The following is a 20,676-nucleotide window of genomic DNA, read 5'->3' on the forward strand; positions in this document are numbered from 1 at the left end:
CTCGGGAGGAGAGAGCTTGATCGGCTGAGAACGTATCTCCATCGATGTGATCGACGACCTCCTCGATCCTCATGTCAGCTTGCGCATACTGCCATGTGTAAGCCATCGCTGACACTTTAAAAGGTCGGGGCCTCGGAGAAAGTTCTCTTGGTCTATTCAACAGCCGCGATCAAGGGCTTTTGAAATGGCTCGAGCCAAAACTCGGCGGTTTTCTGGATTGCTCACCATTGTTGCGTGGTTGCCTGGAACCGGTACAGCACGAATAGCCTCAGCATTCACAACCCGGTCCCAGCCCTGGTTTGGCAAGTCGCTTCTGAGTTGTTTGTCAGGTGGGACCCGATGACTGATGAGAGGCTCGCTCGCATAGAACTGATGTATTTCGATCGCGAGCGACGGAACGCGATACGATCGTAGCGCGCTGTGAAATGTGTCGACCTTTTGATACATCGAAACGTCACTGTGAAGATCGTGATCTGGAGCTAGCGCTCCTATTTGCTGCGCCTTTTCAAGCAACTCAGAGATGGAAGCTTGTTCGCAGTCGCGTTCCAAAATCTCGTGATACGGATCGCGCAAAATTCCACAACGATCCAAAACAAATTCTCGCGCCAAATTCTTTAGTGATCCGTTTGAAGAAGCCGCAGGTAAACTAACATCAATGAACGCCATGAATGACACACCTTCATCACCACTCAGTAACTGCTCGGCAATTGCATAAGCCAGGATCGCACCTGATGAGTATCCAGCAAAACGGTATGGGCCACGTGGCTGGATTTGTTTGATCGCAAGGATCACCTCTGCGGCCACCGCCTCAAGAGTCGGTGGACGAACGTCATCGAACGGGGGCCATGGCAGAGCGTAGACCGGGCAGTCTACATCTATTTCCGCTGCCAAACCGAGGACATACGAACAATCCCCAAAACCTGTGGGGACAAAGAAGAGAGGTGGCTGTGATCCGGTCGGTCGAACGGGAATCACCGCCCTGTTACTGGGCTGCACCTGCAAACGAATCTTCGATGCAAGCTGCTTCAGAACAGGGGCGCGGAAGAGGTCGATGGCGCTAAAACTTAGCCCAAGATTTAATGCTCGACTGAGCATCTGCACAGCCAAGAGGGAGTGGCCGCCCAGTTCGAAGAAGTGGTCGTTGCGCCCGATGCGCTCGACACCAAGGAGCTCGGCCCAGATCTGCGCCAGCGCCGTCTCGACCGCGCCTTGCGGCGCCTCATAGGCTGCCAGCGCATAGGCCTGATCGGCCGGCGCCGGCAGCGCGTTCCGATCGAGCTTGCCATTGACCGTGAGCGGAAGCGCTGCCAGCCGCACGAACGCGCTCGGCACCATGTAGTCCGGCAGCCGCGCACTTAAGTGCGCGCGCAAGGCGCCTGCAAGCCCGCCCGCATCGCCCTCATCCGAGCCGGCCTCGGGCGCGCAGACCACATAGGCGATCAGATGCTTGTCACCGGCGCCGTTCTGGCTCGCCACCACCACCGCCTCGCGCACCCAGGCGTGTTCGCAAAGCTTTGCGACGATCTCGCCCGGCTCGATGCGATAGCCGCGGATCTTCACCTGATCGTCGTTGCGGCCCAGGAACTCAAGATTGCCGTCCGGCAGGTAGCGTGCCAGGTCGCCGGTCCGGTACAGCCGATCGCCCTCGACAAAGGGACTGGCGATGAACCGCTCGGCTGTCAGCTCAGGGCGGTTCAGATAGCCCCGTGCCACCCCCGCCCCGCCAATGTAAAGCTCGCCCACCGCGCCGAACGGCACGGGCGCGCCATAGCCATCCAGCAGATACAGCCGCGTGTTGGCGATTGGACGCCCGATCGGGACCACCGAACCATTGAAATCAGCCGGGCAAGTCCAGATCGTCGCGCAGACGGTTGCCTCGGTCGGGCCGTAAGCATTGACAATTGAGGCTGGGGTCAGACTTCGGATGAGTTCCGGCTTTGGTAGCTCTCCAGCAAGAATGAGAACTTGTACGGCCAAATCATCCGGATCCTTGCTGGTCTGGAGCAACGCGGGGGGTAATGTCGCGTGGGTGATGGCTTCGCTTTGGAGATAATCCGATAGCTTGCTACTCGCTTGACGGATCTCTTCCGCAGGCAAGTGCAAAGCGGCTCCGGAGCCAAACGCCATAACAAGCTCCCAAGCGCTTGCATCAAAAGCAATGGAGGCGAACTGCACGACGCGGCTGTTGGAAGAAGCGCCAAAGAGGCCGACCTGAGCCGACAGCAGATTGACCAACCCCTGATGCTGGACCATGACCCCCTTTGGGATTCCGGTTGAGCCTGAGGTGTAGATTACATAAGCGAGGTGGTCCGATGTGAGGCCAAGCGTGCTCCGGTCAGGGTTTGAAGCCGCCCGTTCGGCCCAGGCGGGTGTGGCCGTCTCCAGATCGATGACTGTCACATCGGTCAGCACCTCGGGGCGGAGTGCTGCGCGACCAACGCCGTCGCACAGCAGCAGCCGCGGCGCGGCATCGTCGACAACCTGATGCAGCCGCTGGCTGGGATAGGCTGGGTCCAGCGGCAGATAGGCACCGCCCGCCTTCAGGATCGCCAAGACACCAACCACCATCGCCGGACTGCGTTCGAGGCAGATCGCAACCGGCTGGTCCGGCTTGACCCCAAGCTCGATCAGGTGATGTGCCAGGCGGTTGGCCCGCGCATTGAGCTCGCCATAGCTCAGCCGCTCATCACCGCAGACCAGCGCCACCGCCTCCGGCGCCTTTTGCACCTGCGCCTCGAACAGCTCATGGACGCACAGGTCCGATGGATAGGCCCTCCCCGTCCGGTTCAGATCCTTCAGCAGATAGGTACGCTCCTCGGCCGGCAGGATGTCGAGGTCGCGTACCGGCGTATCCGGGGCATGCTCGAGCGCCTTTGCCAGTTGCTCGAGCGCGCGCTGCATGTAGCCGCAGATTCGATCCGCCGAGACTGGCTCCGCGACCTGCGCAGTGAGGCCCAGCGCCTCGCCAAAGTCCTCCACCGAAAGGGTCAGGGGATAGTTGGTGCGTTCCTCCCCACCCAGCCATTCCATGCCCGACAAGACATCATCCGTCCCGGAGCCGGGCACAGCCGGCGCCGTGTTGTGACGGTAGTTCAACAGCGTGTTGAACAGCGGCGCCGACACCGCAACAGCGCTGCAGCGCTGTGCCAATGCCAGCGAGGCATGCTCATGTGCCAGCAGGTCGGCCAGCCGGGCGTGCGTCATCCGCACGCTCGCCTCGACGGCGGTCCCATCGAGATCAAGTCGCAGCGGCAAGGTGTTGATGAACAGCCCCATGGCGCGGTCGGCGCCAGCGCTGCCCTGCAGCCGGCCTAACAGCACCGTGCCGAACACCACCTGCTCGCGGCCGCTGCTGCGCGCCACCACCTGTCCCCACGCCAGATGGCACAGGCTCGCCAGACTCACCCGCAGCCGACGCGCCTGTTCGCGTAGCTGCGCATGGAGCGCTGGCGGCAGCATCCGATGAGCCTCTCGAACCCCGCCACCGTCGCCGCGCACCTCGCTCAAGCCGAAGGGCGTGGTCGGCTCGTCGATGTCGGCCAGCAGCTCCCGGAAGAACGCTTCATCGGACTTGGCATCACCACGTAGATGCGCCTGTGCCACCAAATTACGGAATGGCTGCGGCGCCGTCAGCTCATGCACACGCTCCTCCAGCTCGGCCCGGACCTCAGCATGCATCACGTCGCGCGTTGTGTGATCCCCGATGAGATGATGCTGCAGCTCCAGCAGCAGCCAGCGCGCGCTACCGGGCTCGCGCGCAATCACAAACCGCAGCAGTGGCGCGCGGCCAAGCTCGATGCGGTGCCGACGTGGATCAAACCGCTCCTTGAGCTGCTCGGCGCCAGTGCCGTGAGCGCCATCCACCTGAATCTCGATCACCTCCAGTCGCGCCTGCCGCCACACCACCTGGGCTGGCCGCGACAACCCCTCCCAGACAAACGCGGTACGCAGGATGTCATGGCGATCCACCACCCGCTGGACCGCGGCAAGATAGCGATCGAGCAGCCCACGCTCGGCAAACGCCATCTGCGAGACCAGTAGGTATGGATCGCCCTTTGCCGCTAGCAAATGATGGAACAGGATGCCATCCTGCAGCGGCGACAGGCCGTAAATGTCCTGAATGTTGCAAACCCCGCCGGGTACCGCGGCGATGATCCGGTCGATCTCGCCCTGCGTCAGCTCGATCAGCGGCAACATCTGGGGCGTGATCGCCGCAGTCCGCTCGGTGATCAAGTTGGACGGGACCGCCACCTCGTGATGGCGACCCAGGCTTGCAGCCAGATCCGCCAGCACCGGCTTGACGAACAAGGTGCGCACCTCGATGCGCAGTGACCGCCGCCGTAGACGCTCGATCATCTGCACCGCCGAGAGCGAGTGCCCTCCCAGTTCGAAGAAGTTGTCGTCTCGTCCGACCCGCTCCAGCCCCAGCAGCTCGGCCCAGATCTGGGCCAGAACCGCCTCCATCTCGCCCTGTGGCGGCGCATAGGTCCGGCGCGCATACGCCTCGTCGCGAGGGGCCGGCAGCGCCTTGCGATCGAGCTTGCCGTTCAGCGTCAACGGAAGCGCCGGCAGCCGCACGAACGCACTCGGCACCATGTAGTCCGGCAGCCCCGCACTCAAATGCGCGCGCAAACCGCCGGCAAGATCAGATTCCTCAGCTTCAGAGGCAACGACATACGCAACGAGACGCTGCTCGCCGCGACCCTCCTCGCGCGCCACCACCACCGCCTCGCGCACACAGGCGTGCTCGCAAAGCTTTGCTACGATCTCGCCCGGTTCGATCCGGAAGCCGCGGATCTTCATCTGATCGTCGTTGCGACCCAGGAACTCAAGATTGCCGTCCGGCAGGTAGCGTGCCAGGTCGCCAGTCCGGTACAGCCGATCGCCCTCGACAAAGGGACTGGGGATGAACCGCTCAGCTGTCAGCTCAGGGCGGTTCAGGTAGCCCCGCGCCACCGTCGCCCCGCCAATGCAGAGCTCGCCCACCGCACCGAACGGGACCAGCCCGCCATGACCATCCAGTAAGTAGACCCGCGTGTTTGCGATTGGACGGCCAATCGGGACGATAGCGTTATCAAACTCAGCCGGGCAGCTCCAGGATGTAACGTCGATCGCGGCCTCAGTCGGACCGTAGAGATTGTGCAGGGCCGTCCAGGGTAATACGTGCCGAACCCTATGCACACTGGCGGCAGGGAGCGCCTCGCCGCTGCATAAAACCCGCCGCAGCGATGTGCAGCGGTCAACACTCTTTGCATCCAAAAAGCTGACCAGCATGGATGGCACGAAGTGAACCGTGGTGATGCGCTGGCTGACGATCAAGCCGACCAATGCATCGGGATCTCTGTGCGCACCGGGCGGCGCCACCACCAGCGTTGCCCCTTCAAGCAAAGTCCAAAAGAACTCCCAGGCCGAGACGTCGAAGCTAAATGGCGTCTTCTGCAACACGACGTCTGTTGCCTTCAGATCATAGGCGCTCTGCATCCAGATCAGGCGATTGACGATAGCCCGATGCTCATTCTGTGCCCCTTTGGGCGTGCCCGTGGATCCCGAGGTGTAGATCACATAGGCGAGATTGCGGGAGGTCAGGTTGAGCGCGCGCGGGTCAGGATCCGCTTCCGACAAGCTGGCCCAGGCCGGCGTCGCAGCATCGAGCTCCACCACACTCACATCGGCCGGCACAACCGCGCCGAAGGCGGCATGGCCGGCCACATCGGCCAGCAGCAGCCGCGGCGCCGCATCGTCGAGCACCTGATGCAGCCGCGCCGAGGGATAGGCCGGATCCAGCGGCACATACGCCCCGCCAGCCTTCAGGATCGCCAAAAGCCCAACAACCATCATCGGACTGCGCTCGACGCAAATCGCAACCGGCTGGTCCGGCCTGACCCCGAGAGCGATCAGGTGATGTGCCAAGCGATTGGCCCGCGCGTTGAGCTCGCCATAGCTCAGCCGCTCATCTCCGCAGACCACCGCCACCGCATCCGGCGCCTTGTGCACCTGCGCCTCGAACAGCTCGTGGATGCACCGCTCCGCAGCGTACGGCGCCGCCGTCCGGTTCAGCTCCTCCAGCAGATACGAGCGCTCGGCAGCCGACAGCAGCTCAATCCGGCGGACTTCTTGCTGCGCATCGGCAGCCATTGCCCGCAGCAGCGCCAGCAGATAACCACGCTGCCGCTCGATCGTCGCCTGATCAAACAGCGCCGTGGCATAAGCCAGCGTTCCGGCGATCTGCTCGCCATGCTCGCCAAGGCTCAGCTCCAGATCGAACTTGACCTGGTCAAACTCATGCCCGGCAGCTTCGACACTCAGCCCCGGCAGCTCCAATGACGCAACCGCATTGTTCTCCCAGGCCAGCATCACCTGGAATAACGGCGTGTGATCAAGAGCCCGGGGCGGCTGCACGATCTCCACCACCTGCTCGAACGGCAGATCCTGATGCTCCTGCGCAGCCAGTACCGTGCGCCGCGTCCGCTCCAGAAGCTCCGACACGCTTGGCTTGCCCGACAGGTCCAGCCGTAGCGCCAGGGTGTTGACGAAGAAGCCGATCAGCTCTTCGATCTCGCGGAGCCCCCGATTGGCGCTCGGCACGCCAATCACAAGATCGTCCTGCCCCGACAGACGCGACAGCACCGCCGCCCAGGCCGCCAGCACCGTCATGAACAACGTCGTGCCATGCTGCAGGCTCAGCCGCTTCAGCTCCCGCGTCAGATCCGCATCGACGGTAACCGGGACCGTGGCCGCGGCAAACGACTGCTGGCCAGGCCGCGCACGGTCCGTCGGCAAGACAAGACGGGTCGTGCCTGTCAGAGCGCTGCGCCAATACTGCGCCTGCTTCTGCAGCCGTTCCCCCGACAGCCATTGGCGTTGCCAGGCGGCGTAATCCGGATACTGGATCGCAAGCGGCGGCAGGGGATCGTCCTGCCCAGCCTCGAACGCCCGGTAGAGCTGGCTAAGTTCACGCAGCAGCACGCCCATCGACCAGCCGTCCGAGACGATGTGATGCTGGGTCAGCAGGAAGACGTGCTCCTCAGCCGACATCCGCACCAGATGCCCGCGGATCAGCGGACCGCGCGCAAGATTGAACGGCGTGCGTCCCTCTTGATGGCACAGAGCCAAAAGTGCCGCTTCCGCATCCGATCTCTCCCGCAGATCGTGGTCAACTATCGGCAGTCCCGCATCCGGCGGCAGAACCTCAACCCGGGGCTTACCTTGCGTCGCGACAAAGACACTGCGCAGCGCCTCATGGCGCGCAAACAGACAATCAAGGCTGCGCTGCCAGGCGGTGCGGTCGAGCCCCCCGCGCAGTCGCAGGGTCAGCGGAATGTGATAGTTCGTGCTGCCTTCGTTCAGCTGCGCCAAAAACCATAGCCGCTGCTGCGCAAATGACAGCACAAGCGGCTCATGGCGCGACACGGCTGCAATCGATGGCAGCTGTTGCGGTCCGGAGCGGCTCAACAGCTCGACGACACTTGCCGCCAGGTCAGTCAGCACTGGCCTTGCGAACAGCGTTGACAGCGGTAGTTCAACCCCAACCGCCTGCGACAGCCGGCTCGACATCTGCACGGCCAAGAGGGAGTGGCCGCCCAGTTCGAAGAAGTGGTCGTTGCGCCCGATGCGCTCGACACCAAGGAGCTCGGCCCAGATCTGCGCCAGCGCCGTCTCGACCGCGCCTTGCGGCGCCTCATAGGCTGCCAGCGCATAGGCCTGATCGGCCGGCGCCGGCAGCGCGTTGCGATCGAGCTTGCCATTGACCGTGAGCGGAAGCGCTGCCAGCCGCACGAACGCGCTCGGCACCATGTAGTCCGGCAGCCGCGCACTCAAGTGCGCGCGCAAAGCGCTCGCAAGCCCGCCCGCATCGCCCTCATCCGAGCCGGCCTCGGGCGCGCAGACCACATAGGCGATCAGATGCTTGTCACCGGCGCCGTTCTGGCTCGCCACCACCACCGCCTCGCGCACCCAGGCGTGTTCGCAAAGCTTTGCGACGATCTCGCCCGGCTCGATGCGATAGCCGCGGATCTTCACCTGATCGTCGTTGCGGCCCAGGAACTCAAGATTGCCGTCCGGCAGGTAGCGTGCCAGGTCGCCGGTCCGGTACAGCCGATCGCCCTCGACAAAGGGACTGGCGATGAACCGCTCGGCTGTCAGCTCAGGGCGGTTCAGATAGCCCCGTGCCACCCCCGCCCCGCCAATGTAAAGCTCGCCCACCGCGCCGAACGGCACGGGCGCGCCATAGCCATCCAGCAGGTACACCCGCGTGTTGGCGATTGGACGCCCGATGTGAGGCATCTCGGACCAACATGACGGATCAGCTGCAAGGCGGTGCTCGGAAATGACGCTGATTTCTGTGGACCCATATTGATTGATCAATCTCGCGTTCGGGTGTGCTTCGAAGAACGCCCTAAGCAGTGGAGTGGCTTGCAGTCGTTCGCCGGCTGTATAAAGCTCTCTTAAAGAGGGCAGCTGCACGCGCTGCCTACTCCAGACTTCCGCAAAATGATTCAATGCTACGAACGGGAGGAAAAGCCGCTCGATCGCCTCCCGCTGTACAAATTCCAGCAGGTCGGAGAAGCGCCTCCGGGTCTCTTCCTGCACGAGCACAAGCGCTCCGCCGTCCTTCCAACAGATGAACAACTCCTGACAGGACACATCGAAGTTCAGGGTCGCAAATTGAAGTGTGCGCAGTTTTGACGCGCCGATCCCCGCAAGCGAATTCACGAGTGCGCCGTGGGACATTTCAACGCCCTTGGGGATTCCGGTTGAGCCGGAGGTATAGATGACATAGGCGAGATGGCGCGATGTGAGGCCAAGCGTGACTGGGTCCGGGTTCGAAGGCGGCCGCTCGCCCCAAGTCGGGGCCGCCATCTCCAGATCGACCACCTTCACATCGGCCACGGCCTCGGCGCCCAATGCGGTTCGACCGGCGACATCGCAAAGCAGCAGTTTCGGTTTTGCATCGTCGACAATCTGCCGCAGCCGCGCTGAGGGATACGCCGGATCTAGCGGCAGATAGGCGCCTCCGGCCTTCAGGATCGCCAAGACACCAACCACCATCGCTGGGCTGCGTTCCAGGCAGATTGCCACCGGCTGGTCCGGCTTGACCCCGAGCTCGATCAGATGATGCGCCAGCCGGTTAGCGCGCGCATTAAGTTCGCCATAGCTCAGTCTCTCCTTCGCATGGACCACCGCCACCGCTTCCGGTGCCTTTTGCACCTGCGCCTCGAACAGCTCGTGGATACATCGCTCAAAAGAATAAGGCGCCGCCGTCCGGTTCAAATCCTCGAGTAGATACGCGCGTTCGTCGGTTGGCAGAATGCCGATTCGGCCGACAGACTGCCCCGCATCGTCCATCACGCCGCGTAACAAAGCTTGCAAATGCTGTGTCATGCGGTCAATCTGCTTGGGCGCTAATCGAGCGGCATCAAAATGCCAGCGGAAGCGCCCATCCAGAGCGCGAACCTCAAAGGTCAGCAAATCGCCGCATATGGCTTGGGCAGCCTTATGGTTCGTCGACAGACCGTCGGCGACGGAACAGCTCTCTGTCGTGATGGCAATGCCGATCGGCCAAGGCTGAGGCGCCCGTAGCGCCTCCACTCCTCGCAATGTCGGGCAGCGCGCGATCAGATCTCGGGAAAAGCTAGCGTGCGCTTTCAGCTGAGCGACTTCGGCCGCTACGGTTTTGCGGACCTTTTCAAAATCATGACCAAGCTCGATGAAAACATCCATCGGCACGACGGAGGCGATCAACATCTCGACGAGTTTGCAGCCAGTTTGCAATCCGTCCCATGCAGGCTTCCATCCCAGTTGAAACTCTTCTTGCCTCGTGATCCGAGCGAGATAGATTAGCCAAGCCGTTACCAAATATTCCGAGCGGTCTTGTGGGGAAAGTTTAGCCAGCGCGCTTGAGCTAAACCACGAACTCGACTGCCATCGGGAAGGCGCCGCAGCCACGGACGATGACACGAAAGGAGGATGCAATCTTCTAAACTGCTCGAGGCGCCGTCGCCAAAACTCCTCCCCGCGCGCCAGCAGCTCATGTGCGCCAGATATGCTCTGCACGTGTTCATCGCTCATTCCGCATCACCAAATATGGTGTCGGCAGTATCGCAGCTGCCACTCAACCGCGTCAGCGTTTCAGGTAAGCGTTCTCATCGAACGACTTCTCCTCTATGGCGCTCTTTAGAGGATTACGCATGTATCGTGCCAACGGTGAAATCGAGTGCGATCTCTGCGATCGTCACAGCGGGGCTATGTCAGCTCTCCAACAGCGTCGCCCGACATCGTACAATTGAGCGCGCCATTAATCGGAATAAGCATCCCCCCGCCTGGTCTTCCGGACAAGCCTGGACTCCCAAAGTAATTTGTCGACTCAGCCGAACCGCATCGCCTGCGCCTTTCGCAAAACCGGGACAAAGAGTTTTTCTGAGGTCCGCGCGTGCGGCACGCGGCAGTGCTAGATGGCTCGAGTAAACGTTTCTCGCAATTAGCGACAGTTCATATTGGATGGTGTTTCTTCGCGTCGCTCAATATGTAGAGCCTGCAGGGTCGTCGAGCTTGTGGCGCTCGGTTCCGGTGAGGGGCGGGTTGAAGATGCTAACGATGATCAAGTCCTTGCCCCGTCCCCCGCGCAGGAAATGCTTGTCATGCTTGTCAAGTACATACATGTCGCCCCGGCGAATGGGAAAGACATTGCCGTCCATGTCCTCGACCTCACCCTCTCCGCCAATGCAGTAGCAGGCTTCGAGATGATTCCGGTATTGCAGAAGGGAAACGGTGTTGGCGCGCACGACGGTGTGGCAGATGCTAAAACCCATGCCGTCCTTATCCGTCAAGAGGCGGTGGCTAGTACCATTGCCCCAATCGACGAAGTGATCGGTTGCTTCAACGTCGTGCAGACTACGCACAATCATAGTGTTCGATTGCCCCAGATTGAAGTGATTGATCCAAAGGCGGGAGGCGGTTGTTCTGCCCCGGTACTGCGACCTCCCCTGTCGCGCGGCCGACTGGGATCTCCGTCGAAAAACCCCGCGGCCGGTTGCCGAGAGCACGTGCAGTAATCCTACGGGATTGGCTACACGCAAACGCCCTGCCATTTGCCCCACATCGACTATTAAAACTGTAGGCGCGAGGGTATTTCGCAGCCGACCTGGATCGGCGCGTAATAGCTTGATGTTCCACCTTTCGCGCGGTACCGCCGCTTACCTTTGTATTTCCCAGAATGCAGCTGGAGATGTTGCCGGCGATGAACTGTCTCCACAGATTTGGCAAGTCGTTTCCTTCCTTTGTGACTCTCGCCGCGAATACGCTTCCCCAGCGTCTCAGCTAGGAGAGCAAATGTCATGCCGCGATAGCAGACCGATGAAGGATAAAAGTTGTGACTGTCTCAGCTGGCTAGCGATTAGAACGATTTGGCTGGGCGTGTAGCCAATCTAACAAACTGGCGAGATATTGGCCGAATACAAACAGGTCCTCGAGCGAGAACCGGTCGAGCAGAGCGGAGCGCCAAGACCCCCAAACCGCTTCAATCCGCGCTTTTAGAAGTTGCAAACTACTCCTGGCGTCACGCTAGGAAAACTCGTTGTGAACGTCGGAAATGTTGGCACAAGCTGCGCCGCCCTGTGGCTGCCCATTGAGCTATTTCTTTTTTTTCGCAATCTTGCGCTTCGGCTTCCGAGCTCTGGTCGCAGATTTAGCAGACTTTGACTCGGAGGGGGCCTTCTTCGCTCGTGGCGATCCCGGGCGGGTCTTCTTAGTCACAGGAGCATTTTGAAAGGCGCTCTGCACTCGTCGTCGATCGGCTAACACCTGGACGCGGTGTTGCAGGCTCGCAGCCTCATTCGTCCGGTTAGCGGCGCGGAAATGGTTTGCGGCCCGTCGGAAACACGCCTCTGCGGCTTTGCGATCAGTCACGCTCTCAGTAAGCTCACTTCTGAGCAAGAGAGTGTCACCGAGGTGGCTCTCCACGCGCGCAATTTCAAGCGGGTCCAGCTCGACTTTGGGATAATATTCCCGAAGGCGCCGGTAGTGCTGTATCGCCGCCGAGAGGTTTTTTGCTTGGTTTATCCGGGAGGAGACTTCGACATAGGCAGCGGCGAGCCGTGCTTCTAAATGCATCCATGGGATGTCTCGTTTGCCATCTCTCGACAACAACTTTGCGACGTGTCCAAGCTCGCTCTCCGATTCGGCTGGAGACTGCGGCAAAGCGGCCAGGGCCGCGGTGAGGCGGCGTTCGAGCTGTTGTCGAACATCGAGGGCAACTGACGATCGGCCTTGCTCCTGTTCCGGCGGCTCCAGCAGAGACTGAACAAGTGCGCGCACGAACAACGACGCAAGCTGTCTATTGACCGTTAGATCCTGTCGCGGCGCATCGCTCAACACGCATACTGCTAGAAGATGCGCCTGCGGAAACTCCTCCTGCAGCTCGGCGATTTCGTCCATGCCGGACGAAAAGCCGGCGGCGGACAAAGCCGACCGGCCCCTTTCCATTCGCATATCGGCGAGAGTCCCGAAGGCTACATGCAGCGCCCCAGCGTTTGGAATGGAGATATACCGAGACCAGTCGTCGCCGTAGGACACTCTGTGCGCAGCATTGAGAAGTCTCATTGAAGGAGCCAGCGTTTCGCGCTCCTCCCGGGCGAACTCGGTCGCGACCAATAGTCGACTTCGGTCGGACTCGTTTGCTCGATAAGCGGTCCCGACCACGATGATTGCCTGAGGAGGATCGGCACGCGGCATGCGAAATTTGCTTGGAAACAGTGACAAGCTCATCCCGCCATCAGGTCCTTTGAGTTCAAACGAATCGAGCTCGTCCCGCGAGCTCCCAGTCCGACGAAATTCGCGGGCAAGCAGTTCCTTCACTTCGCCGATACTGGTGACAATCCACGTAGATCGGATTGGGCCTTGGGTCGGAATCATTGCGGCTAAAGGTCCGCAAATCGTGAAATCATTCCCGGATAGGCGAATCGAGATCTCGCTACTCAGCCGCTTATGCAACCTTTGGGTCAGGGATCGCGTCGTCACGTAGCCGTTCACGGTCGCCGTACGCAAGGCGTCCAGTATCTCCGCCGTAAAGGACCGTGGTGCAACAGCCCGCCGCCCAAATCCCTGGGCAACAATTGTCAGGATGTTTGGGAGCACGGGATGAGGTATCCGCTGCACGAAAGACAGCGGCATGATGGTCTTGCTCCCCAACAGGGGCGCGCCTTCTCCATCGATTATGCACACGATATCGTCAAACGAGCCGTGATTTGCTGACTGAGATACAATCTCCGAGAGCGCAGTATCTTCCGGTTCTGACGAGCCCATCCTCAGAAAGAGCTGCTGCTGGCCGTCGACAACCGTATGTCCAGCAAAATAGATGAAAACTCGGCGATGGTCGCCAGCGCCTTTGGCGTGCTTGGCTAAGCTTTCGACCGCATCCAGCAGTTGAATTCGGTCGGGCTGTTCCAAAAAGAGAACCTGCTCGCGCGCGATGCCTATTTCGCCGAGCCACCTCACAAAACTTTGCGCGTCGGCGTGAGCGTCGGCAATCAGCGGCATCCCCGGCACGCCGGGAGCGCCAATGACCAGGGCGAACTGGCTAACGGTGTTGAGGGGTGCAGTTGGAGCTTGCTCACCTTCATCGTCGGCCAGCGGCTCGCCCGCGATTTCCTCCCACACTCCGACCCTCAGCCGCCATTCGCCACTCGAGTTCTGCCGTACGAGTCCGTTTTCAAGCAGCGCTTTCCAAGCGTCATCCTCTGTGTTTTCTGGGTCAAGTGGTAGATGGCGCCCGTATCGGAGCTTATCCAGAACGTCAGCAAGCCGGCGCTCGGAAAACCTATTTCTAAATTGGTGAGCCCTCGTCTTCAAATCAGCGGCCGTTGCTGGATCGCCAAGCAGAACCCGGCTCACTCGGGCGAATGCTGATGCGAAATCGGGAATTGAATGTTCACCGCGTTCGTCGAGGTATCTCACGGCGTATCTGCCCACGCGATCCTGGATATTTTCCAGATGCAGCGAGACGCGCGCCTCCAACTCGGACGCAGCAGCTTCGGCTTCAGACTTGCGCAGAGACCGCATTAAGATTCTTCGAGCGAGCGCACGGACCTCAAAATAGGTGTGCTCCGGATCGCTGTTCGCCGCCGCTTCCGCGGTGCCGACGATCCCACTCAGCATAACCTGCGCAAGCACATAGGGAGAGGTATCTCGTCCGAGAACTGCTTCTTGGATCAGCCGCGCGACGGGAAGCGTGAAGGGGGTCGTGCACAATAGACGCGCAAGCCTGAGCGCGTCGGGTGACTGCACCGCGAGAGCTGAGATGATCTGCTCGAAATCGGACTTGGAACGGTTGGCCTGGTTCGGCTGCAATGACGTGATGCGCGAGGAATCCAGGAAGATCACCGGATTGCTTCCGCCGAGCCCCATCTGCATCTTGGCAAATCGGTGTACGCTCGCGGGATCCAGGCCTAGCACCGGCACGAAGGGACTGGTCGTTTCGTCAGAGATCGTCCACCAATAACGGCGTACGTCGAGCTGCGCTACCGGAAGCCCCGGCTTCACAGCCGAACAGAGGCCTTGAGGCTCTCCCAAGGGGGAGCGCTTGCGATCACCCTCTGGCAGTAAATAGATGAGAGCGACCGACGATGTGTCCAGCCAATCGCGCAGAAGCCGATCATAACTGCCATTCGTCCAATTCGGCGAAGAACCGTGCGTGGCGAGAAGGACGAGCCTTGCAACTCCGCTGCCGGCGACGAACTTCGTTGAGACGCGGGCGCCAGCCTGTGACACGAGCACGAAATCAGAACCCTCCGCATCCGTCGCGCGCGACCGCTTCTCAAGGTGCCAGAAACGCACATCGTCGAAAGCGCCGCTTTCATGCAGGATCTTGAAAAATTCGCGAAGTGTTTGTCGCCAGATTGGGATCGCCGGATCGTCCTCGAGCACGAGATCGACGGTAAACCAGCGCTGCTCCGACGGCTTGAGGATCGGAAAGGGAAAACCGATGGTCGCGGATGCGTCGACTGTTTGCTCCTCGTCCATTTCTGACCGCTCGGCAGATTTTCTACGGAGCGTGAACGGCCGTAAAGCGCGCGAGAAGTCTAGGCGGTTTGGTAAGGCAGGCGCTGAAGGAACGGAGCCGAGCGAGGCCCTGCGCGTCCCCACCCCGCTCGGCGCGTCGGCCCAGACTTGGGCGGGCGCGGCGCTTCGTGGACCGGCGGCGGCTTCGCTGGTCCGCTCGATGACGGCAGCACCACCGAGCGCCGGCTGCGTTTGGACGGCCGGCGTGCGTTGCTGCACGTCTTCCACGTCGTCGAATAACTTGCCACTGACGTGGTGGGCCAGCCAAAAGCAGTCGAGCATATGCTCAGCGGCTAGATCTACACCGCCCGAGCGCAGCCCCCTCAAAAGGTCGGAAAGCTGCATATCAGCTCGCGGTGAGTGAGCGGAGAAGGTTTTGCTTCAGTTGTTCGAGTTCCTCCTTGTCGAAGGATCTTGTACCATCGGCTAGCGAGACCGTCAGGAACATGGCGTTCAACAGCTGGTCCGTTGCGAGATCCTCATTTTTAGCCAGCCGTTCCGCGAATTCCTGGATGAGGTGACGTCTCTTATTCGTGCGATCCTCATCCTCGTACTTGCCCAGCTGTGATTCGACGATGTCAGCCAGTTGTGTCTCGGAGGGCTGGGTAACGTTCAATCTGATGCAGCGGCGCAGAAAAGGAGCAGGAAAATCGCGCTCAGCATTCGAAGTGATGACCACAAAGGGAAATTCGCCGCACACGATCCTTCCGTCGGCGATCGTGACCAGATCTCCAAAGTAGTCTCGCACCCGGACTTCATGCGCATTCGTGCCCCGCTTCCGGGATCGGGCTGTCGTCGGCTTCGGCTTCAGGCGCACGAGCTCGGGGATTTCATAGGTACCCTCTTCAATAACGTTCAGCAAATCGTTGGCGAAATCCAGATCGGACTTGTCGATCTCATCGATGAGGAGAGGCCGCGGCCAGGTCTGGCCCATCAGCGCTGTACCCAAGGGGCCAAGGCGGAGGAAGTCCTCCACAGGCGGATCCTTTGTCTTGCTCGCTTGGAGGCGGCCAACCGCATCATACTCGTAGATCCCGCCCTTCACTGTAGATTTCGAGGAGATCGGCCAACGGATGACAGATCCAAGGCGGAGTTCGTAAGCAACTTTCGAAATGAGGGTCGATTTGCCAGTTCCTGGCCTGCCGGTAAGGAGCAGCGGGCGCCTAAGATAGAGGGCAGCATTGACAGCCATCCTCATCGGTTCAGTGGGAATAAAGGGGTCGGCCCTCTTCTTCTCGGAGGCCAAGTCCAGCCCCGCGGGACGCGATAATTGGCTGTTGCGGCCAGCGAACCGCCATGGCGGCGCCGGCGGAAGATCGTAGAGCCTGTCGGTCTGTTCTGCGTCTTTGCCGGTAAATATCTTCCAGTCTTGTGTCATGTGCTCGTTCGCGAAGGAGATGAGAGTTTCAAAAATGGCTTGAAATCAGGATCGTCCCATAGCAAGGCCCCGTGCACCGCCAACTCGTTGCATTCCTGCCGTCCGTTACGAATCCAGCTTGGAAGGTCTTTGAGCTGACCCACACCGGCTAGGGCGCCTAGAAGATATTTCTTCAGTGCGATCGTCCAGTCTCCGCCGCAGGCCGGCTCCTTCTGAAGCCAATAGGCGTAACCAACTCCGCGCAGCACCACGCGTCTTAGAATATCGCGGCGCCCTGTTTCCGCGTGAGGATCGGGCCCGCAAATGAAGCCGGCATAGCAGAAGCCTTGATCACCAGAAAACATCTGCGGCAGCTTGGTTGCTTCGCTCGGAATCTGTACGAGCTTGATCTTGTCCGGAGAGCATTTCGCCATTGCCTGCTTGTAAGCCAGAACGGCTTGTGGCGGCGGATCTTGATAGGCTCGGTACTTGTCGCGCAGCACCACGACGTAGTGCTCACCTAGTTCGCCCTCGTTGGGCCGCGGTATTTTGTGGAATTCGTGATGAAAGAGGAAAGGCCGCACCACGAATTGGATCTCGCTGATCTGGACTCCTTTCTGAACCATGGAGTCGAGCGCGCTGTTCACGGCAGCGCTCAGCTCATCCCAATCCGCTAGCTGCCGTTGGAAAGGCGGAACATTCAGCCACTTCCCCGCCCGCGTGCATGCAAATGCGGAAAGAAGCGAAGGGTCTGCGCGTTCATTGCCGTCAATTTCAACGATAAGCAGCTTCTCGTCTGCTTCGGCGGCTAATCTTTCCCTGACCGAGTTTCGCCGGTACGCGAGAGGTGCTGGCAACTCCTCGAGCCACCGTTTCAGAGGCGCGCCCTCGGGATCGAAACTGAGCCTCGTCACGAATTGCAGGAAGGCGTCCGATATGTCCGTAAGGTCCTCGGCATCCAACATTTCCGCGAGCTCGGCGAGCATCTGGACCAGGTCGGGATCACCTTCCACTGGCAGTCTCAAATCTACAAGGGTCGCCTCATAGGAGTTGCGGATTGCTTGCGAACTCAGATTTGCGCTGGCAAGCAACGCCTGCATCTCCAATACATGGGGCGGATATGACCGTGCGGAGGCTCCGCCGAACCGTCGGCCTGCGATCGTCGTCGCCTCGTCATCGGCATCAAGCGTGAACGGCTTCAGCTTGGCTTTATCCAGCTCAGGTAGGAGTGTCTTGAGCACAATACCCGTGTCAGGCCAGGTTTTCTGCCGACCAAGCCAATCCAGCGCGACGTCAGAAAATCCGCCTCTGGAGTACCCGCCTTCCCGTGTGGCGAAAGCTGCGACCTGTCTCGCGTGCCGTTGCCCGCTGACCGAAAGCTGGTCCGGATCAATCACGTCGCTGTACCTTGCGCAGACGTCGACCAGAAAGATCTGCTCGGTGAAACAAGTGTACTCCGGATGGGAGCCGAGCCGGCGGAATCTCCGTGTGGCACTGAAAGTGCGGTCATCGCATCTCGCGGCATCGTAGTCGCTGCAGAGAAGGATCCGATCTCCTGCGCCGGCATATCCATGTCCGCACCAGTATAAGAACAGCCGCGAGTCCGGCGGTATCCCAGCTGGAACGGAGGCCAGTTCATTGAGAATAGCCGCCTTCGTCGGTTCCTCCAAGACTGTTACGCCCTCGGCCCGAAGTCTCTCGATGTCCACTTCGCCCCTATACCCGTCCGACGATGAGGTCCGATTGACGAGAAGGTGAATGTTCTTTGCCTTGGCGCCCATCCCCAAGAGGTGGCGAGCAGCAGTCATCGCATTAGCAAACGGCGAGGAGATATCGATTCCGCTACGGGAATATTTCTCAATTCCAACGATTACGGCCACAATCTCTCTCATTATTCCTGCCCGGTGATGAAACTTCTGATCCTGGTCCAGACGACTTCGTTGCCAAAGTAGGCGCTGTGAGATTCAGGGAAGGGTTGCCCTGAGGCGACCTCGAAATCGATCGCATTGGGAAAAATTCTCGAGGCGAAGAAACTCAGAAAATCATTTCTGTCGAAGACATTCAGCCATCTCGGAAAGCCTTCGCGCAGCTTCTCTCCAGGTTTCAATGAGGAAAGCGAACCTATTTCGTGCATGAACGACGATTGGGAGCCGAGGGTCACGAGACCATCGACCTGCGGAATGTCGCCTAAAGCCAGCAGATCCACACAGGCCATGCCGCCGAGGCTATGTGCGACGATGGTCACTGGCGCAGGACAGGACTCAATCTTGCTCTGAATGAACGAGCGGATCTTGGCTCCGTTGGTCTGATAAAGCAGGACGTCTCCGAGAGGGAGAGCCGCGACCGCATTGAGCGCGTTGCGACGATCTCTGACGTATCTCGTCCCGGCGCGCGCCACAAATTTGAGAAATCGGTCGCTTATCCCGAACACCTGTTGCTTCCAGTCAATCAAGAGCCGCCGCACCAGCTTCTCTCGGTGAACGGCGGACAGAGCGGGGCGCGAGCGAGAGATGGCTTCCACATGCAGCTGCGCCACCAAAGCTCGGGCGAGCGCGCGGAACGCTTCTTGAGGTTCATGCTCGGACGCCTCAAATGCGCGCTCGGTGACCTTATCGGATAAAATCCGGGTTCGGGCGGGCTCCCAAACATCCTCAAGGCCACCGCGAGCGAGCAATTGCCGGAACTCCAGGCTGGGAGCGTACGCCCTCACCTGTTCGAGATTTTGCTCGGCCGGCGTTGGTCCTTCCGGATTCAGAACGCCTGCATTTGCAGCACTTCCATCGGGAATTCCGAGCAAGGAAAGTTCGACAAGCGGATCATCTAGGATCCAGATCCACTGAGCGAGATCCTCTTCCGCCTTGAGCTCGACTTCCGCGGTCGGAACATCCGGAAGAGAAAGCCCTTCGAATTCAACCCCGAGGGAGTCTCCCCAAGCACAGGGGAACAAATTCCGTCCCAAGCTGCACTCGCTGGCCGTTTTCTCGGCGACCGCTAAGCTCTTCTCGTAATTGCCAAGCCGAACACCAGTGCCGTGCACGAGAAGAATAGATCCTTGCGGCATGATAGGACTCCGCTGATCACCACCTGCACGAGCCTACCGCGCCCCCTGCACGTCTTCAATCGGTGGCGTGCTGTTTGAACGCGGACGGAACGCGCACGCTCAACCTACTGAGCCAGGCTATTCCCTTGCCAGCCAACTCGTCCCGACGACAGGGACAAACGGCCGCTCGCTCGCGCGGCCATTTTGCTTCGATGAGTCGCGTGCGCGTCCCAGAAACACTCTAACTAACATATTGATCTTTAATTCGATTTCGTCGGAAAAATTGGGGCAATCCCTGAGTAGAACTAGGGTGCCACCGCGCCCCACGCAGGTCAGCAGATCAGACCACCAGGGTTCCGGACGCGCACGTCGTTCGCGGCTCCGCGCCTAGCTCGCCGGCTCGTCCGCCCCCTTTCCGAAGGCCAAACGCGAGCGGGAAGGTTTCGGCCGAAAGAGACCCGAGCGCGATCTGCTCTTCGGTGAGGCGTTTTTCGATGAACTGACGCTCCACATCCGACAGGTTCGACTTCAGCAGGCGACGATAGCGGTGGATGTTGTTGCGGTAAGCACGAATGCGGGCGAAGTATTCATCGAGCATCCTGGACGCTCCTGACGTCGTCGCAATGTCTACGAAGAGATATTCAGGCGAGCATGTCGCTGGTTAACGCGCTGCCTGTCGTCGCATCGCGGAAACCGTTCGGCATGGCAGCTCGTAATATCATTCCTAGCATTTCCATTTCGACGATCCGCAGCGTTTTTCGCTCGCCATGCGCCGATTTTCTGCTCCGCTAGTCCCTCAAACAGAGCTGGACGCTTGTAAGACAAGGAACGGTTGGCAGGCCGCGGGTGGCGGAGGCTTATCGCCAACAAGCTCGCCCGTCGGTATTCTCTCTCGGCGAGCTGAACATCATCTGCCGATGTGCTATACGGAGCTTCGGTGAGAACAGGTTTGTTTGAGAGTTTCGATGTCTCTTTCGATTGGATTGATTGTGGACGGTTATGTGAAACTAAACAACCGCAGCGCGCTGGAGAACCTTCTGACGCATCGGCGGGAGCTACTGCTGAAGTTGAACCGTGTAACCGGAATTGATCCGACGGAAGCGATCGCTCAGGTCAGTCAAGAAATCACAGTGATCGAAAAGGCACTTGCGGCGCTCGCACGGGAGTAAAACCTCTGCGCGGACGGATACACCCCTGCGAGCTAGCCGGGTCGCCATGCCGCAGG

General features: G+C 60.1%; 8 protein-coding genes. 1 reads left to right on the top strand and 7 read right to left on the bottom strand.

The window, feature by feature from the left end; translation table 11 throughout:
* Positions 1 to 156: 156 nt before the first annotated feature.
* The 7 genes from QA642_RS38635 to QA642_RS38665 form a co-directional block, all read right to left on the bottom strand.
* Complete coding sequence (locus tag QA642_RS38635) at positions 157 to 10,068, bottom strand: non-ribosomal peptide synthetase (protein WP_283081583.1); 9,912 nt, start codon at positions 10,066 to 10,068, stop codon at positions 157 to 159.
* 449 nt (positions 10,069 to 10,517) lie between these two features.
* Complete coding sequence (locus QA642_RS38640) at positions 10,518 to 10,904, bottom strand: ectoine synthase (protein WP_283081584.1); 387 nt, start codon at positions 10,902 to 10,904, stop codon at positions 10,518 to 10,520.
* Positions 10,905 to 11,628: 724 nt separating this feature from the next.
* Positions 11,629 to 15,399 (bottom strand): SAV_2336 N-terminal domain-related protein, encoded by a 3,771-nt coding sequence (locus QA642_RS38645; protein WP_283081585.1) that lies wholly within the window; start codon positions 15,397 to 15,399, stop codon positions 11,629 to 11,631.
* Between the two features lies 1 nt (position 15,400).
* Positions 15,401 to 16,432, bottom strand: a complete 1,032-nt coding sequence (locus QA642_RS38650; protein WP_027562299.1) for a MoxR family ATPase — start codon at positions 16,430 to 16,432, stop codon at positions 15,401 to 15,403.
* Entirely contained in the window at positions 16,429 to 18,303 is a 1,875-nt protein-coding gene (locus QA642_RS38655; RefSeq protein WP_283081586.1) for a caspase family protein, read from the bottom strand. The genes QA642_RS38650 and QA642_RS38655 overlap by 4 nt, the downstream gene beginning before the upstream one ends.
* A complete protein-coding gene (locus QA642_RS38660; protein WP_283081587.1) occupies positions 18,303 to 19,472 on the bottom strand; it encodes a hypothetical protein in 1,170 nt (389 codons plus the stop codon). Before QA642_RS38660 ends, QA642_RS38655 begins: the two co-directional genes overlap by 1 nt.
* A gap of 319 nt (positions 19,473 to 19,791) precedes the next feature.
* Complete coding sequence (locus tag QA642_RS38665; protein WP_283081588.1) at positions 19,792 to 20,049, bottom strand: hypothetical protein; 258 nt, start codon at positions 20,047 to 20,049, stop codon at positions 19,792 to 19,794.
* 367 nt (positions 20,050 to 20,416) lie between these two features.
* Here QA642_RS38665 and QA642_RS38670 point away from each other — a divergent pair, with 367 nt between their 5' ends.
* A complete protein-coding gene (locus tag QA642_RS38670) occupies positions 20,417 to 20,620 on the top strand; it encodes a hypothetical protein (RefSeq protein ID WP_194389448.1) in 204 nt (67 codons plus the stop codon).
* The last annotated feature ends 56 nt before the right edge of the window (positions 20,621 to 20,676 follow it).

The sequence above is a fragment of the Bradyrhizobium sp. CB2312 genome, from assembly GCF_029714425.1.
In the GTDB taxonomy this organism is placed as follows: Bacteria; Pseudomonadota; Alphaproteobacteria; order Rhizobiales; family Xanthobacteraceae; genus Bradyrhizobium.

Coding starts and splice junctions, on each gene's coding strand:
- QA642_RS38660 (WP_283081587.1), bottom strand. CDS start 19,472: ATGCCGCAAGGATCTATTCTTCTCGTGCACGGCACTGGTGTTCGGCTT.
- QA642_RS38650 (WP_027562299.1), bottom strand. CDS start 16,432: ATGACACAAGACTGGAAGATATTTACCGGCAAAGACGCAGAACAGACC.
- QA642_RS38665 (WP_283081588.1), bottom strand. CDS start 20,049: ATGCTCGATGAATACTTCGCCCGCATTCGTGCTTACCGCAACAACATC.
- QA642_RS38635 (WP_283081583.1), bottom strand. CDS start 10,068: ATGAGCGATGAACACGTGCAGAGCATATCTGGCGCACATGAGCTGCTG.
- QA642_RS38640 (WP_283081584.1), bottom strand. CDS start 10,904: ATGATTGTGCGTAGTCTGCACGACGTTGAAGCAACCGATCACTTCGTC.
- QA642_RS38670 (WP_194389448.1), top strand. CDS start 20,417: ATGTCTCTTTCGATTGGATTGATTGTGGACGGTTATGTGAAACTAAAC.
- QA642_RS38645 (WP_283081585.1), bottom strand. CDS start 15,399: ATGCAGCTTTCCGACCTTTTGAGGGGGCTGCGCTCGGGCGGTGTAGAT.
- QA642_RS38655 (WP_283081586.1), bottom strand. CDS start 18,303: ATGAGAGAGATTGTGGCCGTAATCGTTGGAATTGAGAAATATTCCCGT.